Annotated in this window: 17 protein-coding genes; 4 read left to right on the top strand and 13 right to left on the bottom strand. The window is 68.9% G+C overall.

What is annotated here, in order from left to right; all coding sequences use genetic code 11:
• Positions 1–3: 3 nt before the first annotated feature.
• The 13 genes from OX958_RS14780 to OX958_RS14720 form a co-directional block, all read right to left on the bottom strand.
• A complete protein-coding gene (locus OX958_RS14780) occupies positions 4–723 on the bottom strand; it encodes a prepilin peptidase (protein WP_270138124.1) in 720 nt (239 codons plus the stop codon).
• A gap of 60 nt (positions 724–783) precedes the next feature.
• Positions 784–1,827 carry a DUF2330 domain-containing protein gene (locus OX958_RS14775; protein WP_270138122.1) on the bottom strand — a complete coding sequence of 348 codons (1,044 nt, stop codon included), beginning with the start codon at positions 1,825–1,827 and terminating at the stop codon, positions 784–786.
• A 30-nt stretch (positions 1,828–1,857) separates the two neighbouring features.
• A complete protein-coding gene (locus tag OX958_RS14770) occupies positions 1,858–3,327 on the bottom strand; it encodes an FAD-binding oxidoreductase (RefSeq protein WP_270138120.1) in 1,470 nt (489 codons plus the stop codon).
• Entirely contained in the window at positions 3,314–4,138 is an 825-nt protein-coding gene (locus OX958_RS14765) for a shikimate dehydrogenase (RefSeq protein WP_270138118.1), read from the bottom strand. Before OX958_RS14765 ends, OX958_RS14770 begins: the two co-directional genes overlap by 14 nt.
• Before the next feature lie 4 nt (positions 4,139–4,142).
• Positions 4,143–5,330: an endolytic transglycosylase MltG gene (gene mltG / locus OX958_RS14760; protein WP_270138116.1), complete on the bottom strand. Its 1,188-nt coding sequence runs from the start codon at positions 5,328–5,330 to the stop codon at positions 4,143–4,145.
• Positions 5,331–5,341: 11 nt separating this feature from the next.
• Positions 5,342–5,800, bottom strand: a complete 459-nt coding sequence (ruvX, locus tag OX958_RS14755; protein WP_270138114.1) for a Holliday junction resolvase RuvX — start codon at positions 5,798–5,800, stop codon at positions 5,342–5,344.
• Between the two features lie 178 nt (positions 5,801–5,978).
• The gene (gene alaS, locus OX958_RS14750; protein ID WP_270138112.1) at positions 5,979–8,654 is read right to left on the bottom strand and encodes an alanine--tRNA ligase; all 2,676 of its coding nucleotides are present in this window, start codon (positions 8,652–8,654) and stop codon (positions 5,979–5,981) included.
• A 5-nt stretch (positions 8,655–8,659) separates the two neighbouring features.
• Positions 8,660–8,914, bottom strand: a complete 255-nt coding sequence (locus OX958_RS14745; RefSeq protein WP_270138110.1) for a DUF6167 family protein — start codon at positions 8,912–8,914, stop codon at positions 8,660–8,662.
• On the bottom strand, positions 8,914–9,333 hold the full coding sequence (locus OX958_RS14740) for a DUF948 domain-containing protein (RefSeq protein WP_270138108.1): 420 nt from the start codon (positions 9,331–9,333) through the stop codon (positions 8,914–8,916). The genes OX958_RS14745 and OX958_RS14740 overlap by 1 nt, the downstream gene beginning before the upstream one ends.
• A gap of 424 nt (positions 9,334–9,757) precedes the next feature.
• Positions 9,758–11,134: a replication-associated recombination protein A gene (locus OX958_RS14735; RefSeq protein WP_270138106.1), complete on the bottom strand. Its 1,377-nt coding sequence runs from the start codon at positions 11,132–11,134 to the stop codon at positions 9,758–9,760.
• Between the two features lie 1,266 nt (positions 11,135–12,400).
• Entirely contained in the window at positions 12,401–14,446 is a 2,046-nt protein-coding gene (locus OX958_RS14730) for an HNH endonuclease signature motif containing protein (protein WP_270138104.1), read from the bottom strand.
• A gap of 178 nt (positions 14,447–14,624) precedes the next feature.
• Positions 14,625–17,081, bottom strand: coding sequence for an accessory Sec system translocase SecA2 (secA2, locus tag OX958_RS14725; protein WP_270138102.1), 2,457 nt, complete (start codon positions 17,079–17,081; stop codon positions 14,625–14,627).
• Positions 17,082–17,227: 146 nt separating this feature from the next.
• Complete coding sequence (locus OX958_RS14720) at positions 17,228–18,025, bottom strand: GNAT family N-acetyltransferase (protein WP_270138100.1); 798 nt, start codon at positions 18,023–18,025, stop codon at positions 17,228–17,230.
• 97 nt (positions 18,026–18,122) lie between these two features.
• On the opposite strand from OX958_RS14720, the gene OX958_RS14715 reads away from it, so the two are divergent.
• From OX958_RS14715 to OX958_RS14700, 4 genes are read left to right on the top strand one after another with little or no spacing between them, the layout of a single operon-like run.
• Entirely contained in the window at positions 18,123–18,722 is a 600-nt protein-coding gene (locus tag OX958_RS14715) for an AMIN-like domain-containing (lipo)protein (RefSeq protein ID WP_270138098.1), read from the top strand.
• 36 nt (positions 18,723–18,758) lie between these two features.
• Positions 18,759–19,517, top strand: a complete 759-nt coding sequence (locus OX958_RS14710; protein WP_270138096.1) for a DeoR/GlpR family DNA-binding transcription regulator — start codon at positions 18,759–18,761, stop codon at positions 19,515–19,517.
• The gene (locus OX958_RS14705) at positions 19,514–20,686 is read left to right on the top strand and encodes an MFS transporter (RefSeq protein WP_270138094.1); all 1,173 of its coding nucleotides are present in this window, start codon (positions 19,514–19,516) and stop codon (positions 20,684–20,686) included. The genes OX958_RS14710 and OX958_RS14705 overlap by 4 nt, the downstream gene beginning before the upstream one ends.
• 47 nt (positions 20,687–20,733) lie before the next feature.
• Complete coding sequence (locus tag OX958_RS14700; RefSeq protein ID WP_270138093.1) at positions 20,734–21,348, top strand: AMIN-like domain-containing (lipo)protein; 615 nt, start codon at positions 20,734–20,736, stop codon at positions 21,346–21,348.
• Positions 21,349–21,371 lie beyond the last annotated feature (23 nt).

Here is a 21,371-nt window from a genome sequence, read left to right as displayed (position 1 = left end):
ACCTCAGCCGACGTACCAGCGGGCCAGTGGCTCACCGGCCAGTACGCCGACGAGCGCGCCGACCAGCATGAACGGGCCGAACGGGAACAACTGCTTGCGCTGGAACACCTTCGCCGCCGTGAGGACGATCCCGATCGCCGCACCGAGGAAGAACCCGCCGTACAGACCGAGGACGAACTCGCCCCAGCCCAGCCAGCCCAGAGCCATGCTCAGCAGGCCGGACAGCCGGACGTCACCGAACCCGACGCCTCGCTTGAACACCGACCAGAGCAGGTAGAACACCCCGAAACCGATCACCCCCGCGATCGCGGCCCGGCGCAGCGATCCCCACTCCCCTGTCATCAGCGCTGCCGCAACCAATGCGACACCGACCAGCAGGTACGTCGGCCAGATGATCGCCGACGGCAGGTATCTCGTCCGGGCATCGATGTAGCCGAGCACCGCTCCGGCAACCGCCAGCACCAGCCATGCGGCCAGCCCGGCCGAGGTGCCGAGCGTCCAGCCGAGCAGTCCACCGGCAACCGCCGCTGTCGCGCCACACCAGTACGCCGCCCTGGTGGCAAAGCCCTGCCCCGCCAGCTCGGCGTACAGCGGTTTGCTGTCGCCTTCCTCCAGCACAGGCTCGGGGATGCGGCGCATCAGCCACGGGCCGAGCACGAACGCGGCCGCTCCACAGAGCACCACACCGATCCCGGCGGCGATCACCGCGTTGTCACCCGACACGATCCAGGAGCCTAGACGATCAGGAGCTGCCGATGTCCGCCGATCGAGCGTGCCTGTGGATTACCGGCGACGCACCAGGCGGCGGGCGATCACAGCGGCGCCGACTCCGATCAGGAGCACTCCGCCGAAGAGCACCGCGGCCGTGCTCAGCAGACCGTCGTTCCTGGTCACATAGCGAACTCGCTGGAACTCGTCGTCGGTAGCGGCCTGGGTGAAGACGAAGTCGTCGGTGATGCGCTCGGGCTCGCGATAGGTCACCGAGTAGGCGGTGAGGAAGGAAGAGCGGGGCGCCGCCAGGGCCGGGGAGGTCTCGCCTTCGAGGCGGCCGGCATACAGCAGCTCGGGCTTCACGTTCGGGTCAGGCAGCTTCGAGGCGTCCACCCGGTACGGCGCGGCGACGTACACGGTCACCGTCTGCGCGGTCGTCGCGCCTTTGCTCAGCCGCATCGGGTAGACGATCCGCGGCGAGGCGAAGGTCAGGCGCAGCGGCGGGGTCGAGCCGGTCATCGGTGTGCCGACGTCCTGCGGGGCGAGCTTGACCGCGACGATCTCCCACTTCTCGGCCAGGTACGGCGTCAGGTTGGTGGCCAGGCTCGCGGGTGCGGCGTACCCGTTGCTGGTCAGCCAGGCGGTCACGTCCGTGCCGCTCGAGCCGCTCAGCCGGGCGACCTCGAACGGACCGACCCGCATCTGCTCGCGAACGTTCACGCCGGCCCCCGGAGCCGTCGGAGCACCACCCTCGCCGCGGCGGCTGCCCATGATGCCCAGATCGCGGAACGGCCAGTACGTCTTGCGGGTGACGACCTTCGGCCGGGTCATCGACTGCAGCCGGGAGAACAGGTCCTCGTCGCCGAGCTCCACCTTCGCGGCCGCCGGCACCGGCATGATCCAGGCGGCCTTGCGCGACTGGCCCTGCACCGACATCGAGAGCACGATCTCTTCCTGGCTGCCGTCGTGACGGACCAGCGCGTTCTCCCCGAACACCTTGGCGCGCGAGTCGGCGTCCGGCAGGTAGCCACCGCACGCGCACGCCCAGGCAGGCGAGACACCCGCCGCCAGGAACGCGAGAACCAGCACACCGGCCACCGACCGCCACAGCTTCATGGCCCGAAGGCTAGTGCCCCAACGGTCCGTTCAAGCGATCGTGTAGGCGTTGTGGAAGAAGTTGGTGGGGTCGTACTTCTTCCTCACCGCCTGCAGCCTGGCGTAGTTGGCGCCGTAGTACGTGCTGACCGAGCGGCCGGTCTCCACGTAGTTGACGTAGCCACCGGCCGTCGACGGGCGGACCGCCTTGTGGCCGTTGCTGATGAAGGTCTGCGCCGCCTTGAGCTGAGCCGAGGTCGGATGCGCGGCCAGCCCGGTGTACCACTGGACGACGCCGACCGCGGAGCGGTGACCCCACGAGGAGCCACCCGACGGGATCTTCGCCGACTGGCCGCCCAGCGGATCCAGGATCGCCGAAGCGGGGAGCTTCACCCGGGCAGCCGCCTTCACCGCGCCCAGCAGGGCGGTGATGGTCGGCGCGCTCATCGGCTTCAGGACGTCCGACCCGGCCAGGAAACCCTGACGGGGGCTGGTCGCGCCGCCACCGAGGTAGTTGACCGCCTCCATGTGGCTGCGGACCGCGAACGACCGGGTGGCCGCCTTGGAACCGACGTACGACTCCAGCTCCGCTGCCGCGGCCGCGCCGTTGCCGGTGGTGGAGATGCCGAGCACGTGGATCGAGAGCGTTCCGTTGCTCTTGGCATCGATGTGCAGATTGCCCCAGGAGGCGATCGGGGCCGCGACGGCGAACTTCTGCCAGCCGCGGACGACGTCCGCGGCCTTGGCTTCGGGCCAGGTCAGCCGGAAGAAGCCGAGCTTCGCTGCCGGGATCGTGATCAGCCGGAACGACGTGACGATGCCGAGGTTGCCGCCACCACCACCGCGCAGCGCCCAGAACAGGTCCGGGTCGGAGGTGGCGCTGACGTTGCGGGCGACACCATCGGCGGTGATCACGCCCAGCGACTGGATCCGGTCGCAGGTCAGGCCGAACGCCCGGGTGTGCACGCCCATACCCCCGCCGAGGGTGAGACCCGCGATCCCTACCGTCGGGCAGGTGCCGGTCGGCAGGGACTTGCCGTACTTGTCGAGGAACGCGTGCACGTCGTACAGCTTGGCGCCGGCACCGACGGTGAGCACGTTGCCCGAGTAGCTCATCGAGCGCATCGCGCTGACGTCCACCACCAGGCCCTTGCTGACCGTCGAGGCTCCGACGTACGAGTGGCCGCCGCTCTTCGGTACCGAGACAAGCTTGTTCTTGCGAGCGAAGTTGATCGCCTTCTGGACGTCGGTCGCGTTGGCCGTCCGCACCACGCCGGCCGGAGCGATCGTGTCCCATCGCGGGTTGAAGAGCTGCCGGACAGTCGGGTAGCCGGGCTTGCCCGGCAGGTACACGGTGCCTTTGATGCTCTTCTGGAAGCCGGCCCAGTCGGGCCCAGCGGTCGCGCCGGCGAGGTTGCCCGCCCCGGCACCGGCCGGCAACACCTCGGCAGCGCCGGTCAGGGCGAGCGCAGCGATTGCGCCGCCCGCCTTCAGGACGGTACGGCGGTCAACTGGGCTCACGATCGTTCAGCTCCTCGCGCGCGGCGGCTCTCATCGCCGCCAAGGGCGCAGGCGACCTTCCCGTCATCATCTCCACCTGAAGGGTCGCCTGATGCACGAGCAGGTCAAGGCCGTTCAACAGCTCTGTACCGATCCGGTGCGCCACCAGCGCGAGCTGCGTCGGCCACGGGTGGTAGGCCACGTCGAAGACCACCGGGGCCACCTGGGCGAAGTGCTCCGCCCACTGGTCGACCGCACCCCCGGGCAGAGTGGAGACGCACAGATCGAAGCCACCGATCTCCTCGACCTTGCCGAAGTCGGTGGCCGACGTCTTCAGTCCCAGCTCGGCCGCGAGATCCAGCAGCCGCTCGGCCTTCGCCAGATCGCGCACGACCAGCGTCACTTCGCTGACCTTCAGTCCCCGCAGCGCGGCCAGGGTCGACGCGGCGGTCGCTCCCCCACCCAGCACGACGGCGGTGTCCGCGGCGGTGATCCCCCGCTCGGCGAAGGCCGCGATCAGACCCGGTACGTCGGTGTTGTGCGCCGAGCGGGAGCCGTCGGCCTCGAACAGCATCGTGTTCGCCGCGCCGATCAGTTCGGCGACCGGATCGACGGTGTCGACGAGGTCGAGCGCGACCCGTTTCAGCGGCATCGTCAGGGACAGCCCACGGACGTCGTCGCCCAGCGTGCTCAGGAAAGACCGCAGTTCGTCCTCGGCCACCTCGTAGGCGTCGTAGCGCCAGTCGAGCCCGAGTTCGGCGTACGCCGCCCGGTGCATGGCCGGCGACAGCGAGTGCGCGATCGGCTGCCCGAGCACCGCACATCGGGTCATCGGCTCAGCACCGGCCCTTGTGCGCCTGGCACCACGCCTGCAGCTTCTCGACGTTCTTCTGGTGCTCCTCGCCGGTGGTCGCGAAGACCGTCTCACCGGTGTCGAGGTTGACCAGCGTGAAGTACTTCCAGCTGCCCGGCGTCGGGTTCAGCGCCGCGCTGAGCAGCTCCTTGCCCGGCGAGTTGATCGGCGTCGGCGGCAGCCCGCGGTTGAGGTAGGTGTTGTACGGCGACTCGGTGTCGCGCTGCTCCTTGGAGGTGAAGACCTTGCCGTCGCGGCCGGTGATGTAATGGATGGTGGAGTCCATCTGCAGCTTGGAGTTGGACTGCAGCCGGTTGTAGATCACCCTGGCGACCTTGCCGTAGTCCTGCTTGCGGTTGGTCTCGGCGCCGATGATGCTGGCCACGATCACCGCCTGGTACGGGTCGAGCTTCTTGCGCTTGGCCGTCGCGGTCAGGTTCAGCTCCGCCGCCGCCTTGGCGAAGCCGGCCGTCGCCATCCGCAGTACCAGGTTCGCGTTCGCGTCCTTGGGGATGTCGTAGGTGCCGGGCATCAGGAAGCCCTCGGGGTCGTTCTTCGCGTAGGCCGGCAGCTTGAGGGTCTGCGGGCGGTTCATCGCGGCCTGCGCGGCGCCGGCCGGAAGCTTGACCGCCTTGGCGTTCTGCAGGGCCTTGACGATCTCGGCCTTGGTCCGGCCGGGCGGGATGGTGAAGCGGGTGACCAGCACCGACTTGGCGGTGTCGAGCAGCAGCTCGAGCGCCGACTGGGCCGACATCTCCTTCTTCAGCGTGTACGTGTTGGCCTGGATCTTCTTCGAGCGCGGATCGTCCCGGGCGACCCGCTCGAAGGCCTTGGCACTCTTCACCACGCCCTTCTTCTCCAGCGTGTCGGCGATCGCCTGCGAGCTCTGCCCGGAGGCGATCTCCACGGTGACCGTCTCCGCCGTACCGGCGCCCTCGTAGTCGGGCGCTGCGAACACCTTCTCGATCGCGTCCCGGCCCTTGCCGAAGCCGATCACCAGACCGCCGATCAGGGCACCCACGACGACCAGGGAGACCAGGCCGGCGAAGCAGCCGAAGCCGCGCCGGGCCCGGGTCTTGCGCCGGTTCGCCCGGCGTTCGACCCGGCTCTCCGGCCGCAGGCCGAGGTGGTCGTTCAGGTCTTCGGTTCGATCGCCACGGTCTTCGTTCACCGATGTTCCGTTCACAGGGGCCTCCCGGGTGGGTTGCCGGTCTCACGCTCGAAGTCGAGCGCGTGTTGCAGAATCACGACCGCCGCGGCCTGGTCCACCACGGCCCGCCGCTTGGAGCCCTTCTTACCCCGTTCCCGCAGCATCCGCTCGGCGGTGACGGTGGTGAACCGTTCGTCCACCAGCCGCAGCTCCACCGTCGAGCTCACCTTCCGCAGCAGCTCGTCGAGCTGAGCCGCCGTCGTCCGGATCTTCACCGCCGCCGGCCCTTCGCCACCGGACAACGATCGCGGCAACCCGATCACCACCTCGAACGCCTCCAGTTCGGCCACCAGGCCGGCGATCCGCTCGAGAGCACCCGCTCCCGCCTTCACAGTCTCCACCGGCGTCGCAAGGATCCCGTGCGGATCGCTGCTGGCGACACCGATCCTGGCATCACCGACGTCGAGCGCGACCCGAACCCCGCGGCGCACTAGTTTGCCCCCACTGGGGGCCAACAGCACAACCGCGAACCGCGCACGAGCCTCGCCCCGCCCCGACCACAGCGCGGATCAGCAAGGAGGGTGGCTGCGGAGCGCGCACTCCTGCTGTTGACCGCGGCGCCGCGCTGCGGAGCAGCGCGGCGCGGCGTCGTCAGGGGGCGGGAGCGGTTCACGATCCGCCGGTGACCAGGTGACCGATGGCGTGTTCGACCGCGCTGAGGGCCTTGTCCGAGCCTGCCGGGTCGGTGCCGCCGCCCTGGGCGACGTCGTCCTTGCCGCCACCTCGGCCGCCGAGCTGCTCGGCCGCGGTACGGACCAGGTCGCCGGCCTTCAGGCGCCATTCGCGGGCGATGTCGTTCAGCGCGATCACCACCGCGGGCTTGCCGTCGTTGACGCTCAGCACGGCGACGACGGCCGGCTTGTCGGCAGGCATCCGGCCGCGGACGTCGAGCGCCAGCTTGCGCAGGTCACCGCCGTTCACGCCGTCCGGCGCCCGGTGACCGACGTACGCGACACCGAAGACATCCCGCGGCGCCTTCGCCAGCTCGGCCGCGGCGGCCAGCACCTGACCGGCGCGAACCTTCTCCAGCTCCTTCTCGGCGACCCGCAGCCGCTCGGCCAGGTCGGCCACCTTCGCCGGCAGTTCCTCCGGCCGCGTCTTCAGGTTCTCCGAGAGCAGCCGGACCAGCGCCCGCTCGCGGCCCAGGTAGTGCAGCGCGTCCATCCCGACGAACGCCTCCAGCCGGCGAACTCCCGCACCGACCGACGACTCGCTCGTCACGGTCAGCGCGCCGACCTGCGAGGAGTGCTTGACGTGCGTGCCACCGCAGAGCTCACGCGACCACGGACCGCCGATCTCGACCACCCGGACCGAGTCGTCGTAGGTCTCGCCGAACAGCGCCAGCGCACCCCACTCCCGTGCCTCGGGCAGCGACATGTACTGCGCGGAGACCGACAGGTCCTGCCGGACCGCGAGGTTGGCGACCTCCTCGATCTCGCTACGGGTCGCCTGGTCCAGCGCCGACGACCAGGCGAAGTCGAGCCGCAGGTAACCGGGCTTGTTGTACGAACCGCTCTGCAACGCCGTCGGGCCGAGCACCTGCCGCAGCGCCGCGTGCACCACGTGCGTGCCGGAGTGCGCCTGGCAAGCAGAGATCCGCCACTCCTTGTCGACCTGGGCGTGCACGTCCAGGCCTGGCCGGACGGCGCCCTCGACCACCTCGACGCGGTGCACGATCAGACCCTTGACCGGCCGCTGGACGTCCAGCACCTTCAGCTTGAATCCGTCGCCGACGATCAGACCCTCGTCGGCGATCTGACCACCCGACTCCGCGTAGAACGGGGTCTTCTCCAGCACCACCTCGACGGTCTCACCCTGCTCGGCGGCAGTGGCCACGACGCCGTCGCGCAGGACGCCGCGCAGCTGCGAGTCGGTGGCGAGTTCGTCGTACCCGGTGAACTCGGTGACGCCCTTCTCGCGCAGCTCCCGGTACCCCGAGGTGTCGGCGTGGCCGGCCTTCTTCGCCCGCGCGTCGGCCTTGGCCCGGTCGCGCTGTTCCTTCATCAGCGACCGGAAGCCGTCGGTGTCGACCTGCAGCCCCTGCTCGGAGGCCATCTCGACGGTGAGGTCGATCGGGAAGCCGTAGGTGTCGTGCAGCTGGAACGCCTGGTTGCCGGCCAGATGTGCGCCGCCCTGGGCCTTCACGTTCTTCACGGCCAGGTCGAAGATGCTCGTCCCGGCGGTGAGAGTACGCCGGAAGGCCTCCTCCTCGGCGTACGCGATCTGGCTGATCCGCGGGAAGTCGGCGGCCAGTTCGGGGTACGACTTCCTCATCTGCTCCAGGCTGGTCGGCAGCAGCTCGACCAGGCTCGGGTCCTCGTAGCCGAGCAGGCGCATCGACCGGATCGAGCGGCGCAGCAGCCGGCGCAGTACGTAGCCGCCTTGCTCGTTGCCCGGGGTGACGCCGTCGCCGATCAGCATCAGCGCGCTGCGGACGTGGTCCGCGATCACCCGGAAGCGCACGTCGTCGACCTGGTCGGCGCCGTACTTGCGGCCGCTCAGCTCCGACGCCTTCTCGATCACCGGGAAGATCTCGTCGATCTCGTACATGTTGTCGACGCCCTGCAGCAGGTACGCGACCCGCTCCAGGCCCAGCCCGGTGTCGATGTTCTTCTTCGGCAGCTCGCCGAGGATCGGGTAGCCCTCCTTGCCGCCGCCCTCACCGCGGACGTTCTGCATGAAGACCAGGTTCCAGAACTCCAGGTAGCGGTCGCCCGCCTCCCAGTCCCGGTCGGCGCCGAACTGCGGGCCGCGGTCGATCAGGATCTCCGAGCACGGGCCGCACGGACCCGGGATGCCCATCGACCAGAAGTTGTCCTTCATCCCGAGCCGGACGATCCGGTCGTCGGGCAGCCCGGCGACCCGCTTCCAGATGTCGATCGCCTCGTCGTCCTCGTAGTACACCGAGGCGTACAGGACGGACTCGTCGAAGCCGTAGCCGCCGTCGGCCTGCGACTTGGTGACCAGGTCCCAGGCGTACTGGACGGCCTGCTCCTTGAAGTAGTCACCGAAGGAGAAGTTGCCGTTCATCTGGAAGAACGTGCCGTGCCGGGTGGTCTTGCCGACCTCCTCGATGTCGAGGGTCCGGACACACTTCTGCACGCTGGTGGCGCGCTGGTACGGCGGCGTCTGCTGGCCGACGAAGTACGGCACGAACTGCGCCATCCCGGCCACGTTGAACAACAGGTTCGGGTCGGGCGAGGGCAGCGGCGCGCTCGGCACCACCGTGTGGTCGCGCTCCTCGAAGTAGTTCAGGAACCGCCGGCGAACTTCACTGGTCTCCATGGGTGTTACCGGTAGTCCTCACGCTGTGTTGAAGTGTTCTGGTCTGCTGCTGTGTCGATCCCGAGCGCGTCGCGCAGCTCGGTCTCCCGCTCGGCCATCCCGGCCCGCACCTCGTCGCCGAAGTGCCGGATCGCGCTGGCCACCTTCTCGGCCGACTGCTGCAGGCTGTCCGGCGCAAGCTGCTGGGCCCGCTTCTTCAGCCGGGTGACGGCGTAGACGCCGACCGCGACCCCGATGATCAGCCACAGGATCCGCTTCATCACACCTCACCCCGCTTCTTCGCCTTGCGATCGGCCTTCATCTCGTCCTTGACCCGGCGGGACACGTCCCGGCGCTGCCCCTCGCCCAGGGCCTTGCGCACGCCGTACGTGAACGCGGCCGCCTTCACCAGCGGACCGCCAGCGGTCGCCGCGAACAAAGACGCGAGGGCCGCCGCGTTGGTTGTCACGGTGGTGGCGTTGTCGGTGATCGTGTCCACCTTCGCCAGCTGCGCGTTCGTGGTGGCGACCGTGGTGGTCACCTCGCCGAGCAGCGGCACGCTGGAGTCCGAGACGCCCTTGACCATGATCCGCGTCTCGTCGAACACCTTGCCGAGCTTCAGGATCGGATAGGCCAGCAGGCCCACCAGGATGAGCAGCGCGCAGGCCGCTATCAGCCCCGCGACTTCACCGACGCTCATGATTACGATCCGCCTTCCGTTCGACTGGCCTGTCCCGAGACCCCGGGTACCCAGGGACCTTATCGCGCAACTAGCACAGTCCTGGCCGCAGGGACACCCTCTTTGCCCGATCAGCTACTCCGACCGACCAGTGCGCTGCGTCACCGGGTGGGAAATCCTCGGTGACGGTCTTGGGGAGTCGGTGTTCAGGGGTGGGGTGGGTGGGGATGGCGCCGGAGGTTGAGTCGTCGGAGTCGGAGTTGCTACCGGAGTTTGAGCTGCGACCGGACCGGAGCCGGAGCGGAGCCAGAGTCGAGGGCCGGAGCCGCGGCCAGGCCGGATGACCTGGACGAGAGCGATTCCCGAGCCGGTGAGGTTCCACGACTCGCAGGCTGGATCTGGCTCGGACGAGTTCCCGCCGATCGGCGAATGGATCGACCCGGGTTCAGCGCTTCCGGAGGATCTGCCGGATCTTCGTCAGCGCCTCGGCGTACGCCGCCTCGCCACCGCGCCGGGTCGGCTGGTAGTAGTCCACCTTGTCGACCACATCGGGCGCGTACTGCTGACCGACCACACCGCGCGGATCGTTGTGCGAATACTGGTACGACGCTCCGTGGCCGATCTTCTTGGCACCGGCATAGTGGGCATCGCGCAGATGCGACGGCACCGGCCCCACCTTGCCGGCCCGAACATCGGCGATCGCGGCGTCGATCGCCATGATGACGGCGTTCGACTTCGGCGCCAACGCGAGCGCGACGACGGCTTGGGCGAGATTGATCCGCGCCTCGGGCATGCCGATCAACTGCACCGCTTCGGCAGCCGCGACAGCGACCCCGAGCGCGGTCGGATCCCCCATCCCGATGTCCTCACTGGCCGAGATCACCAGCCGGCGCGCGATGAACCGCGGATCCTCACCGGCCTCGATCATCCGCGCCAGGTAGTGCATCGCGGCATCGACATCCGAGCCGCGGATCGACTTGATCAGCGCCGAAGCGACGTCGTAGTGCTGATCCCCGGCCCGGTCGTACCGCACAGCAGCGCGATCGACCGCGGTCTCCAGCGTCTTGAGGTCGATCACGGCAAGCTCCGCGTCCGGATCCTTGGCCCGCGCTCCCCCGGCAGCCGCCTCGAGATACGTCAGAGCCCGGCGAGCGTCACCGCCGGCCATCCGGAGCAAATGATCCTTCGCATCGTCGTCGAGGCTGTACGCCCCGTTGAGCCCCCGCTCGTCGGTCAGCGCCCGCTCGAGCAGGACGGCGATGTCGTCGTCGGTGAGGGATTCGAGAGTCAGCATCAACGAGCGGGACAGCAGCGGTGAGATGACGGAGAAGAACGGGTTCTCGGTGGTCGCGGCGACCAGCGTCACCCACCGGTTCTCCACCCCCGGCAACAACGCGTCCTGCTGAGCCTTGGTGAACCGGTGCACCTCGTCGATGAAGAGCACGGTCTCGACCGTGTCACCGATCCGCGCCAGGTCCCGCCGCGCCCCGTCGATCACCTGCCGGACGTCCTTCACCCCCGCCGTGACCGCCGACAGTTCCACGAACTTCCGGTTGGTCGCATGCGAAACCACCGCCGCGATCGTCGTCTTCCCCGTTCCCGGCGGCCCCCACAACAACAACGACATCGGCTGATCCCCCTCGACCAACCGCCGCAACGGCGACCCCGGCGACAACAGATGCTGCTGCCCGACCAACTCGTCCAGACTCCGCGGCCGCATCCGCACCGCCAACGGCGCCGAACTGTGATCGACATCAGCCAGACTCCCACCCCCACGACTACTTGCAGGAGCACCCGGCAGATCGAACAACCCATCAGTCACCCCGCGACCCTAACCGCCCCCACCGACACTGCCCACTTTCGGGAGGCTGGGTGAGTGAGCGGGGATGGTTCAGCTGGGTGGGCTCAAGTGCATGAGCTGTGAGCGAGGCCAAGTGATTGAGCTGCTCAGGTGAGCTCCGCTGGGTGGCTCAGGTGGGGTGACCGAATATGAGTGAGCTGAGGTAGGTGGTTTGGCCCGGTCAGGTCTGGGGCGGTTGGAGGGTACCGAGCGAGCTTCGCTGGCAGCCTGCTATGTGACTGAGCCTCGAGTCGGCAACTTGAAGGATCGCGCTTGAGGGACGCCCCAGCCCCACCCCGAACATGGCGCCGACTGCGGCGCCGAACGTAACCCTGGCCCGCAGCATCAATTGATTCACGAAGGCAGCACCAAGGCGGGGTACGCGGTCGGATCGATCCTGGCAAAAGATGCTTGAACTCCGCAGAAGAAATCCCGCCTGCACGCGCAGTACGACCTCACGCTGGGTCTCGCGGTACATCGGACCGGTCCCGCAGTAGGTCGTTTGCGGCGGGTCCGCACGGTGCGGCATCAGTTGAGGTTCTGCAGTACGGGGTTGACCGTGCCACCGGATCCCCAGTACGCCGGTCTCCGCGGTACGACGCCAAACCGGCAGCGCAGCACCAGGCCAGGTCAGCTCCTGCAGTACGACATCGCGCCGGCTCGCGCAGCACGAGGTCGGGCGTCGCGGCAGGTCGCGGTGCAGTTGCCCGCAGCAGCACATCACGTCGGGCTCCCCTCGGTACTACGTCGAGGCGGGCCCGGTAGTACGACGTCGCCCTGGAGTCGCTGCGCGACGTCAACACGGGTCGGGCGGAGCTGTCGTGGCAGGCCGAGGCCGGTACCGCGGGCGCAGTGCGACTTCAACACAGGTCCCGCGCAGTGCGAGGTCAGATCTTGTCCAGTAGTACGAGACACGCGTCGGGTTCCCGAGTCCGAGGTCGAACGGGGCGAAGTCAGGGGTCGAGGTCGGGTCTCGAAGCGCGCCGTCACGTCAGCAGTCGCAATACAACCTGCAACCGGGTTTCGCAGCACGACCTCCGGTCAGGTCCCGCAGCACGACCTCCGGTCAGGTCTCGCGATAAGACGTGGCGGCGGGTCCGGGCAGTAGGTCAGGTTGAGTCGCGGTACGACGTCACGCTGGGTGCGATTGGACGGGGTTGGTCCGGACCTTGACGTGGTTGGGCGTGGGCGATCAGCGTCCGCCAGGAGGTGGGCGCTGGGGCGGCCGGGGCCGTGGTGCGGTGGGGGTCACGGGCCGGTGGATGGGGTGCCGGATTCGCCCCAGGGGTTGAGGCGGGCTACAGCCTCCGGGGTGAGCCAGGACAGACCTGCGGCGGGCGAGGCTGTCAGCGGCGCGGTGACGGCGGGAGCGACTGCCGGGGGTGTCAACGGAGTTGAGGCAGCCGGGCCGGTGGCGGGTGTGCAAGCGGGGCTGGTCATCGGGGTGTCTGGGGTGGAGCCGGTGCCGGTGGGCGCACCGTCGGGGATGGAGCCAGCACACGTGGGCGCACTGCGTGGTGTGGAGCCGGTACACGTGGGCGCACTGCGTGGGGTGGAGCCGGTACACGTGGGTATGCCGTCTGGGGCGGGGCCGGTGCCGGTGCCGGTGGGCGCATCGTCTGGGGCGGAACCGGCACATGTGGGCGCACTGCCTGGGGCGGAACCGGGACGCGTTGGTGCGCTGTCTGGGGTGGAGCCTGTCGAGGTGGGCGCGCAGTCTGCCGCAGAGCAGGTGCAGGCGAGCGGGTTATCTGGGGTGGAGTCGGTGCAGGTGGGTGGGGTGTCTGCGGTGAAGCCGGTAGACGTGGACGCACTGTTTGAGGTGGAACCGGCGCACGTCGGCTCACTGCATGGGGTAGAGCCGGTACACGTGGGTGCGCCGTCTGGGGCGGAAGCTGCGCACGTCGGCGCACTGCCGGAGGCGGAACCAGGACGCGTTGGTGCTCTGTCTGGGGCGGAACCGGCACATGTGGGCGCGCAGTCTCGTGCAGAGCCGGTACAGGTGAGCGGGTTATCTGGGCTGGAGTCGGTGCAGGTGGGTGGGGTGCCTGCGGTGGAGTTGTTCCAGGTGAGTGGGGTGGTGGGGCCGGGGTCGGTCCAGGACGGGCGGGTGACGTGGACGACGTCGTCGGTGATGGTGATGGTCCAGTGGCCGTCGTGGACTGCGGTGTGGTGGGCGCCGCAGACCAGCACCAAGTTGGTGATCGAGGTGGAACCTCCGTTGGCCCAATGGATCAGGTGATGGGCATGGCAGTTCGACGGTGGGGCGTGGCAGATCACGCAGCCCTTGTCGCGCTTGTTCAACGCACGCCGGATGGCGCCAGTGACGAAACGCTGCTCGGTGCCTACATCGAGGGGCTGGGATTTCGAGCCGAGGACGATCGGCAACACGGCGGCTTCGCAGGCGAGGCGGCGGACGGCGGAGGCGGAGAGGTTGTGGCCGAAGACCAGTTCACCGGTCGCTCCGGTAGCTCTGGGGGCTCCGGCGGCAGCGTTCTGCAGGTCTGCGAAGTCGATAGTCACCGTCAAGTGCGGAACGCCGGGGATGCCGGGTGTGGCGGTGGCGCCGGCGGCGATTTCGAGGATGGTGGTGAGGGCGTCGGCCTGGCGCTTGTCGCGCGAGCGGGGGTCGCGTTCGCCGTCGATCGTCTTGTGGGGCTTGGCGAGGCGGTGGATCTGGGTTTTCAAGAGTTCGGCGTTTTCGGCGGCGAGGTAGCCGTTGAACTTGATGCCGCCGTCGACCGGGCGCAGATTGAGGCTCTCTTCCCGGTAGGGGTCGTTGGTGGGTTCGGGGCCGTCGGTGTCGAGGCGGGCGAGGACTTGGTGGCCGAAGTCGCGCAGCTCGATCGGGGTGAGGTGGTGGGCGGCGTTGATCAGCTGTTCTTCGGCGACTCGCAGGAGGTCGGCAGGGACTGTTGGTGGGGCTTTTTCGAGGGTGGTGATGATGGTTTGGGCGTGGGCGGCGCTCAAGACAGCAGAAGAGCCAGCAGCGTCGTCGGTGTCAGGGCTGGCAGGGGCGGTCAGGGCGGCGGTGACGGCTTCGTACCGCGGCAGCTTGGCAGCCAGCTTGAGGTTGCGGCGTAGTGGTCCGGGGTCGTGGCGGTGGCGTAGCGACAACAGCTCGGTGGTGTCTTTCGCGCCGAGGTCTTTGGCGAGGCCGCGGGATTCGATTTCGGCGCCGGCTCGCCAGTACCAGGTGAGCAGGGTGGACAGGGCAGCGTTGGCTGTGTCGAGAGTGGTCAGCAGGTCGCTGTCGCTCAGGTGGCACGGTGCCGGTAGCTGCGAGATGTCCATGCCGAAGACTCTAGACACCGCCACCGACAGTTTCTGAAGCCGAAAGCCCTTATAGATAAGGGGATCCGCGACCGATCAGATTCGGTCAAGTTGTCCACAAGCAAGCCGAAGTTGTGGACAAAGCAAGAGGCCGTTAGGCCAGGTGTGGTACCTGGTCTAACGGCCTCTTACCTATGGATCAGTCCTTGATGTCCTTCTTGTCGTCATCGGCTTCGCGGAGCTCCTCGGGGAGCTCGTCGTCGTCGAGGTCGCGCAGTTCCTCCGGCAGGTCGTCCTGGTCGAAGAGCTCGGCGGGGATCTCCTCGGCCTGCGCGCCGGACTCGGGCTTGATCGCGTTGCGGAGGCGGCCGAGGATCCGGTCGGCCTCGGTGCCGAAGGGGTTGTCGTTGACCAGGTAGGTCCAGGTCGCCGTCGGGCGCGGTACGCCGGAGGCTTCCTCGTCCAGGCCCTCGGCGGTGATCTCGGCTTCCTTGAAGGTCTCGGCGGCTTCCTTCCAGGCGTCGGCCACCAGGGTGTCGAAGGAGGCGATCGCCGACTTGTTGAACTCGTCGATCGGCTTCATGTGCACGATCCCGCCGGCCAGCGAGCGCAGGTGGATGCCTTCGCGCAGGTCGGCCAGGTAGGCGAGGTGGTCGGTCCACTTGCGGTCCAGGTGGTGCAGCGCGATCTTGCGGGCCGCTGCCTTGACCGTCTCCTCGTCGAACTCCTCGACCAGTTCGTCGTACCGCTCCTTGGCCAGCTCCGCCAGCCGCTCCGCGGCCAGGTCCTCGGTCAGGACCTTCTCGCGGGTGTCCAGCAGGATCGCTCGCTGCTGTCCGGTCAGGCGGTGGTACGACCAGGTCGTCCGGTGCAGTTCGGCGTTGGCGCCGTCGGCGACGCGCTGCGCGTGCTCCAGCGTTCCGATCGCCTTGCGGTCGGTCAGGCGGCCGTTCTGGTCAGGCGAGGGACGCAGGCCCGAGGTGACGGAGTACCGGGTGACCAGCTCGTCCGCGAGGCTCGCGAAGAACAGCGAACCGCCGGGGTCGCCCTGGCGTCCGGCGCGGCCACGCAGCTGGTCGTCCAGTCGGCTGGACGCGTGCAGGCCGGTGCCGATGACATAGAGCCCGCCCAGCTCCAGCGCGCGGTCCTTATCGTGCGACTCGTCCCGCCCGCCCAGCCGGATGTCGGTACCGCGGCCGGCCATCTGGGTCGAGACGGTCACCGTGCCCGGCACACCCGCTTCGGCGATGATCGCAGCTTCCTCGGCGTCGTTCTTGGCGTTCAGTACGACGTGCGGCACCTCGGCGGCCTCGAGCAGGTCGCTCAGCTGCTCGGACTCCTCGACGCTGTGCGTCCCGATCAGGATCGGCCGCCCGGTCTCGTGCACCTCGGCGATGTGCTCGACCAGTGCCTTGTTCTTCTGCGCGACGGTCAGGTAGAGCCGGTCCGGCTCGTCGACGCGGATGTTCGGCTTGTTCGGCGGGACGACCGCAACCTCGACCTTGTAGAACTCCTGCAGCTGCTCGCCGACGACGACCGCCGTACCGGTCATGCCGCACAGGGTCGGGTAGCTGCTGACCAGCGCCTGCACGGTGATGCTGTCGAGCACCTCACCGGAGTCGCTGACCGGCACGGCCTCCTTGGCCTCGACCGCGGCCTGCAGTCCGTCGGGCCAGCGCTGCAGCTTCGCGATTCGGCCGCGGTTGTTGTTGATCAGGCTGACCTTGCCGTCGCGGACCAGGTAGTCGACGTCGCGGCGCAGCAGCACCTCGGCGTGCAGCGCGACGTTGATCTGGGTCAGCCGGTCGAGGTTCTCCTCGTCGTACAGGTTGATGCCGTCGAGGTGCTCCTCGACCTTGTCCGTGCCCTTGTCGGTCAGCGCGACGGTCCGGCCGTCACCGTCGATCTCGTAGTCGATCCCGGCGCGCAGGGTGCGGACCAGCGCGACCACGTCGTCGTCGAGCTCCTCGGTCCGGGTCGCGCCGGCCAGCACCAGCGGCACCCGGGCCTCGTCGATCAGCACCGAGTCGGCCTCGTCCACCAGCGCCACGTCGGGCTTGACGGTGACCCGGTCGGCGACGTCGTCGACCAGCCGGTCCCGCAGTACGTCGAAGCCGAGCTCGCTGACCGGGGCGTAGCAGACGTCGGCCTGGTACGCCGCGCGGCGCTCCTCCGGCGTCGACGCCTGGCCGATGTGGCTGACCGTGACGCCGAGCAGCTCGTAGACCGGGCCCATCCACTCCGAGTCGCGCTGGGCCAGGTAGTCGTTGACCGCCATCACCTGGACGCGCCGGCCGCCGATCGCGTACCCGGCGGCGGCGAAGGCACCCGCCAGCGTCTTGCCCTCACCGGTCGCCATCTCGACGATCCGGCCCTGCAGCAGCGCGAGCGCGCCGACGATCTGGCCGTCGAAGGCCCGCTCCCCGATCGCCCGCCGACCGGCCTCCCGGGCGAGCGCGAGGAACTCGATCTGGTCGCCCTCTTCGAGGCCGCCGGTCGTCCGCATCTCGGTGACGACCTCGGTGAGTTCCTCGTCCGTGAGGTCCTGCAGCGAGTCCTCAGCCTCGCTGACCGCAGTGGTCAGCTTCTCGTACGGGCCGAGGTCGATCGAGCCGGGGCGCTGCAGGAGCCGGCGGAAGCGCGAGGTGAGTTTCATGGCCATGATCTCCGAAACGTACAACCTCTACAGGTCGTTCCGCTCACTGGGGCATGTCTTGCCGTCGCGTGCAGTAGCGAGGAGGTGCCGTGCCGAGTGCCGCGCAGCACGCACGCGACGGCAAGACATGCCCCTGCCTGGGCGTGTCAGGGCTTCCATTCGTACGGCGTGGTGGTGGTGACCGCGTGCAGCCCGAGTTTCTGCAGGATCGGGCGGGAGTCCGCCGAGGCGTCGACCCGGAGGAATTCGTAGCCACGGGCCTTCGCCTTCTTCGCCCGATGCACCAGGATCGCGCTGTACAGCCCCTGCCTGCGCCACTCGGGCAGCGTGCCGCCTCCCCACAGACTGGCGAACCCGGTCCCGGGGTGGAACCGGATCCAGGCCGCCGTCAGGGCCGGCCCGTCCGGTCCCCGCAGCGCGTCCTCGATCAGCGTGACCTCCAGCCGGTCGGGGAACATTCTGTACTCCGCGGCCAGCCGCTCCTCGATCCGCTCCAGCCCGTGGTGCCACAGCGAGTCCATCAGCACCGCGATCCGGTGGAAGTCGGCCGGCTCCTCCACGTCACGCATCCGCACCTTCGACGGCAGCGCGCCCGGCCGGGCCAGGATCGCGTCCACCTCACCGAGGATCAGCGTCTCGGACTCCGCCCGAATGAAACCGGCTTGCAACAGCCGCTCGCCCAGGTCCGCCGGCTCGTCGTAGGCGTAGGTCTTCCATTCGAACTCCAGCCCGCGCTCGCGGAAGAACGCGATCTGCGCGGCGATCACCGCGTCCGGGTCGTCGCCGAGCCCGCGCGGCGTCTCGACGAACCCGCCGCCACCCTCACCTTCGAAGTACGAACGGTGCACCAGCCCGTCCAGTTCCTGCTTCCAGCCCGGGATCGTGTCGGCGTCCGGCAACCGGATCCGGCGGTGGAAGACCTCTAGCAGCTCGTCAGGTGTCATCACCGGTCATCCTGGCGGCTTCCGCGTCAACCGTCATCCCCTTTTCGGCGTCTCATCAGTAGAGCCTCTTCACAGGCAGACGGAAGGGAAGAACGTCATGACCGAGCTCAGCACCGTTCGCCACCCCGTCCGCGGCGTGCTCGCCACTGTGGCGATCGCCGCCCTCACCACCGGCGCCGCGGTCGGCGTACCGGCGCAGGCGCAGGCAGCGCCCCTCGGCGCCGAACGGGCCGGGTGGTGCGCCACCACCTGGGGTTCATTGCCGGAGGCAAGCAAGACCTGGACCGGATCGACCGTGCGGAAGGTCCGGACCGGCCGGCACGGCTGCTTCGACCGCCTGGTGATCGATCTGGCCGGCAAGCGCGCCACCGGGTACCACGTCAGCTACGTCAAGGCCGCCACTCAGGACGGTTCCGGTGCGCCGATCCGCACGCGGGGCGGCGCAGTCCTGCAGGTCGCCGTCAACGCGCCGGCGTACGACGCGGCCGGGCGGCCGACGTACCGAATGAAGAACAAGCAGGAACTGGCGGCCGTGGCCGGCTACGACACGCTTCGCCAGGTGGCGTGGGGCGGGAGTTTCGAGGGCCGGACGACGCTGGCGGTCGGCGTTCGGGCTCGCCTGCCGTTCCGGACCTATGTCCTCGCCGGCCCCGGCAGCACCACCCGGCTCGTCATCGATGTGGCTCATCACTGGTGACTTGCAGGCGAACACCAGTCGTGTTCGAATGAACAAATGAACGGTGAGGAACGGCTGAGGTTCGTCGTCGAGGAGCTGGCCCGAGCCGGCCGGGTCGGCGTCTCCGAACTGGCGCGCGACACCGGAACCTCGGAGATGACGATCCGCCGCGACCTCGATCTGCTGCAGGGCCAAGGCCTGGTACGCCGGGTCCGCGGCGGCGCGGTCGGGGTCGCGTTGCGGGGCGAGGTGATCCCGTTCGCCCTGCGGGACAAGCAGGGCAGGGAGGTCAAACGACGACTCGGAGCAGCCGTCGCCGAGCTGATCAGCGACGGCGAGGCGGTCGCGCTGGACAACGGCACGACCTGCTTGGCCGTCGCCCGTGAGCTGGCCGGCCGCGCGATCACCGTGATGCCGCTGTCGTTGCACTCGGCCGTCGTTCTGGGCGAGGCGGCCCGGACGAAGCTGATCATGCCGGGCGGCGAGGTGAGCTCACCCGAGCTGGCGTCGTACGGCGCGGCGGCCGAGGCCGGCGTCCGGGGTATCCACTTCGACACCGCGGTGATCAGCAGTTGTGCCGCACTGCCCGCGCACGGTCTCACCACCAACACCCTTGCCGACGCCGCGATGAAACGCGCGCTGATCGAGTCCTCGGCCCGAGTGCTGCTGGCCGTCGAGTCGGCCAAGCTCGAACGCACCGCGATGGTGACGGTGGCCGCACTGGAAGCCGTCGACGTGCTCGTCACCGACGAGGCGGCCGACGACGAGGCGCTGGAGGCGTTCCGCCAGGCCGACGTCGAGATCAGGTTCGCATGATCACCACGTCCGCGAATCCGATGTCCACCCGGACCGCGGCGGCCGCGGTCTTCCTGCTGTTCGTCACCAACGGGATGCTGATCGGTGGCATCGGCGGCACGCTGCCCGCGCTGCGCGAACGGCTGGACATCGACGCCTCCGGGCTCTCCTTGCTGCTGTTCTGCCTGGCCTTCTCCGCCGTCGTGTCGATGCAGGTCGGCGGCCGGCTGGCCGACCGGATCGGGGCCCGCCCGGTCGCGCTGTGCACACTGACCCTGCTGGCCCTCGGGGTCGGCACCCTCGCGTTCACGACCTCGTTGCCCGGAGCAATCATCGCGATGGTGCTGGCCGGCCTCGGCAACGGGGCGATGGACGTCGCGATGAACTCCCTCGGCGTCGAGGTCGAGCAGGCCCGGCCGAAACCGATCATGAGCCGTTTCCACGCTTTCTGGAGCGTCGGCAACCTGCTCGCGGCCGGTACCGTCGTGCTGATCGCGCGGCTGTTCGGGAAGACCGGCGGGGCCAACGTCGGTCCCGCTCTCGGCACGCTCTGCGTCACCGGCCTGCTCTCGATCGCCGTCTGCTACCGGATCGTGCCGGCCGGCCGCCGGATCGAGCACACCACCGACGGCGTCCGGACCGCGATCCCCCGGCTGGCCTGGGCGCTCGGCCTGATGGCCTTCTGCTTCGGCCTGGCCGAAGGCACCGCCATCGACTGGTCGTCGGTCCACGTCACCGACGTCGCCAGGATCGACCCGTCCACCGGCGCCCTCGGCCTGGTCGCGGTCAGCGGCTTCATGGTGATCATCCGGCTGCTCGGCGACCGGGCGGTCTCCCGGATCGGCCGCCGGGCAGTCGTCCGGATCGGCTCCGTCACCGCGATCGGCGGGTATCTGCTGACCGTCCTGGTGCAGCCGCTTCCCCTGCTGCTGATCGGCTGGGCCCTGGTCGGCGTCGGCGTCGGCCTGGTCGCACCGCAGGTGTACGCCGTGGCCGGTCACGTCGGTGGCGGCCGCATGCTCGCAATCGTGGTGACCTTCGGGTACGCCGCCTTCCTGGTCGGCCCAGCCATCATCGGCCAACTCGTCGAGCACGTCGGTATCCAGCAGGCGATGATCCTGCCGCTGGCTCTGTCGGGCTGCCTGGTCTCCGTCTCCGTCGTGCTCCCCCGCGACGAACCGGCCCCGTAACTTTCGGCCCCCGGGACGCATCTAACAAGTGTCCTAAGGGGGGCATCGTGAAATGTGTTCACGCAGAAAGGGCCGACCACCACCACCTACCGATCCGCTCCGCATTCGCAGTACTGGCAGCACTCGCCTTCGCCGCAGTACCGGCGGGAGCGGTCGCTGCTCCAGCGCACGCCGACCGGACGACCACGACCGCCACGGCTGTCGCGGGCTGCCCGACAGGCTGGGGTTCATTGCCTGAGGCAAGCACCTTCGCCGGGGCCGGCTACCTGACGAACGTCCGGACCGGCCAGCACTCCTGCTTCGACCGGATCGTGTTCGACGTCCGGGGCAAGCCGTCCTGGTACCGCGTGCACTACGTCAAGGACATCGCCACCGTGGGCGAGGGCCGGGTGATCCCGGTGCGCGGCGGCGCCAAGTTGGAGATCGTCCTGTCGGTGCCGTCGTACGACGACAACGTCGCCACCTACCGTCCGGCGGACTACGACGAACTGACCGACGTGCAGGGCTACCGGACCTTCCGGCAGGTCGTGGACGCCGGCAGCTTCGAGGGGGAAACGGTGATCGGGGTCGGCGTCCGCGCCCGTCTGCCGTTCCGCGTCTTCACGCTGACCGGGCCGGGCACCACCGGCCGAGTCGTCGTCGACGTGGCGCATCGCTGGTAGAACAGCTGGGCCTGCCGCGTGCA

The organism is Kribbella sp. CA-293567 (assembly GCF_027627575.1).
Lineage (GTDB): Bacteria > Actinomycetota > Actinomycetes > Propionibacteriales > Kribbellaceae > Kribbella.
Note: the sequence above shows the minus strand (reverse complement) of the source record. Positions and strands in the feature narration are given on the sequence as shown.

What these genes read in the sequence shown, in the direction of transcription:
- OX958_RS14715 (WP_270138098.1), top strand. Translation starts at nt 18,123, where the DNA reads ATGACCGAGCTCAGCACCGTTCGCCACCCCGTCCGCGGCGTGCTCGCC.
- OX958_RS14740 (WP_270138108.1), bottom strand. Translation starts at nt 9,333, where the DNA reads ATGAGCGTCGGTGAAGTCGCGGGGCTGATAGCGGCCTGCGCGCTGCTC.
- OX958_RS14745 (WP_270138110.1), bottom strand. Translation starts at nt 8,914, where the DNA reads ATGAAGCGGATCCTGTGGCTGATCATCGGGGTCGCGGTCGGCGTCTAC.
- OX958_RS14710 (WP_270138096.1), top strand. Translation starts at nt 18,759, where the DNA reads ATGAACGGTGAGGAACGGCTGAGGTTCGTCGTCGAGGAGCTGGCCCGA.
- OX958_RS14730 (WP_270138104.1), bottom strand. Translation starts at nt 14,446, where the DNA reads ATGGACATCTCGCAGCTACCGGCACCGTGCCACCTGAGCGACAGCGAC.
- OX958_RS14775 (WP_270138122.1), bottom strand. Translation starts at nt 1,827, where the DNA reads ATGAAGCTGTGGCGGTCGGTGGCCGGTGTGCTGGTTCTCGCGTTCCTG.
- OX958_RS14765 (WP_270138118.1), bottom strand. Translation starts at nt 4,138, where the DNA reads ATGACCCGATGTGCGGTGCTCGGGCAGCCGATCGCGCACTCGCTGTCG.
- secA2 (WP_270138102.1), bottom strand. Translation starts at nt 17,081, where the DNA reads ATGAAACTCACCTCGCGCTTCCGCCGGCTCCTGCAGCGCCCCGGCTCG.
- OX958_RS14720 (WP_270138100.1), bottom strand. Translation starts at nt 18,025, where the DNA reads ATGACACCTGACGAGCTGCTAGAGGTCTTCCACCGCCGGATCCGGTTG.
- OX958_RS14705 (WP_270138094.1), top strand. Translation starts at nt 19,514, where the DNA reads ATGATCACCACGTCCGCGAATCCGATGTCCACCCGGACCGCGGCGGCC.
- alaS (WP_270138112.1), bottom strand. Translation starts at nt 8,654, where the DNA reads ATGGAGACCAGTGAAGTTCGCCGGCGGTTCCTGAACTACTTCGAGGAG.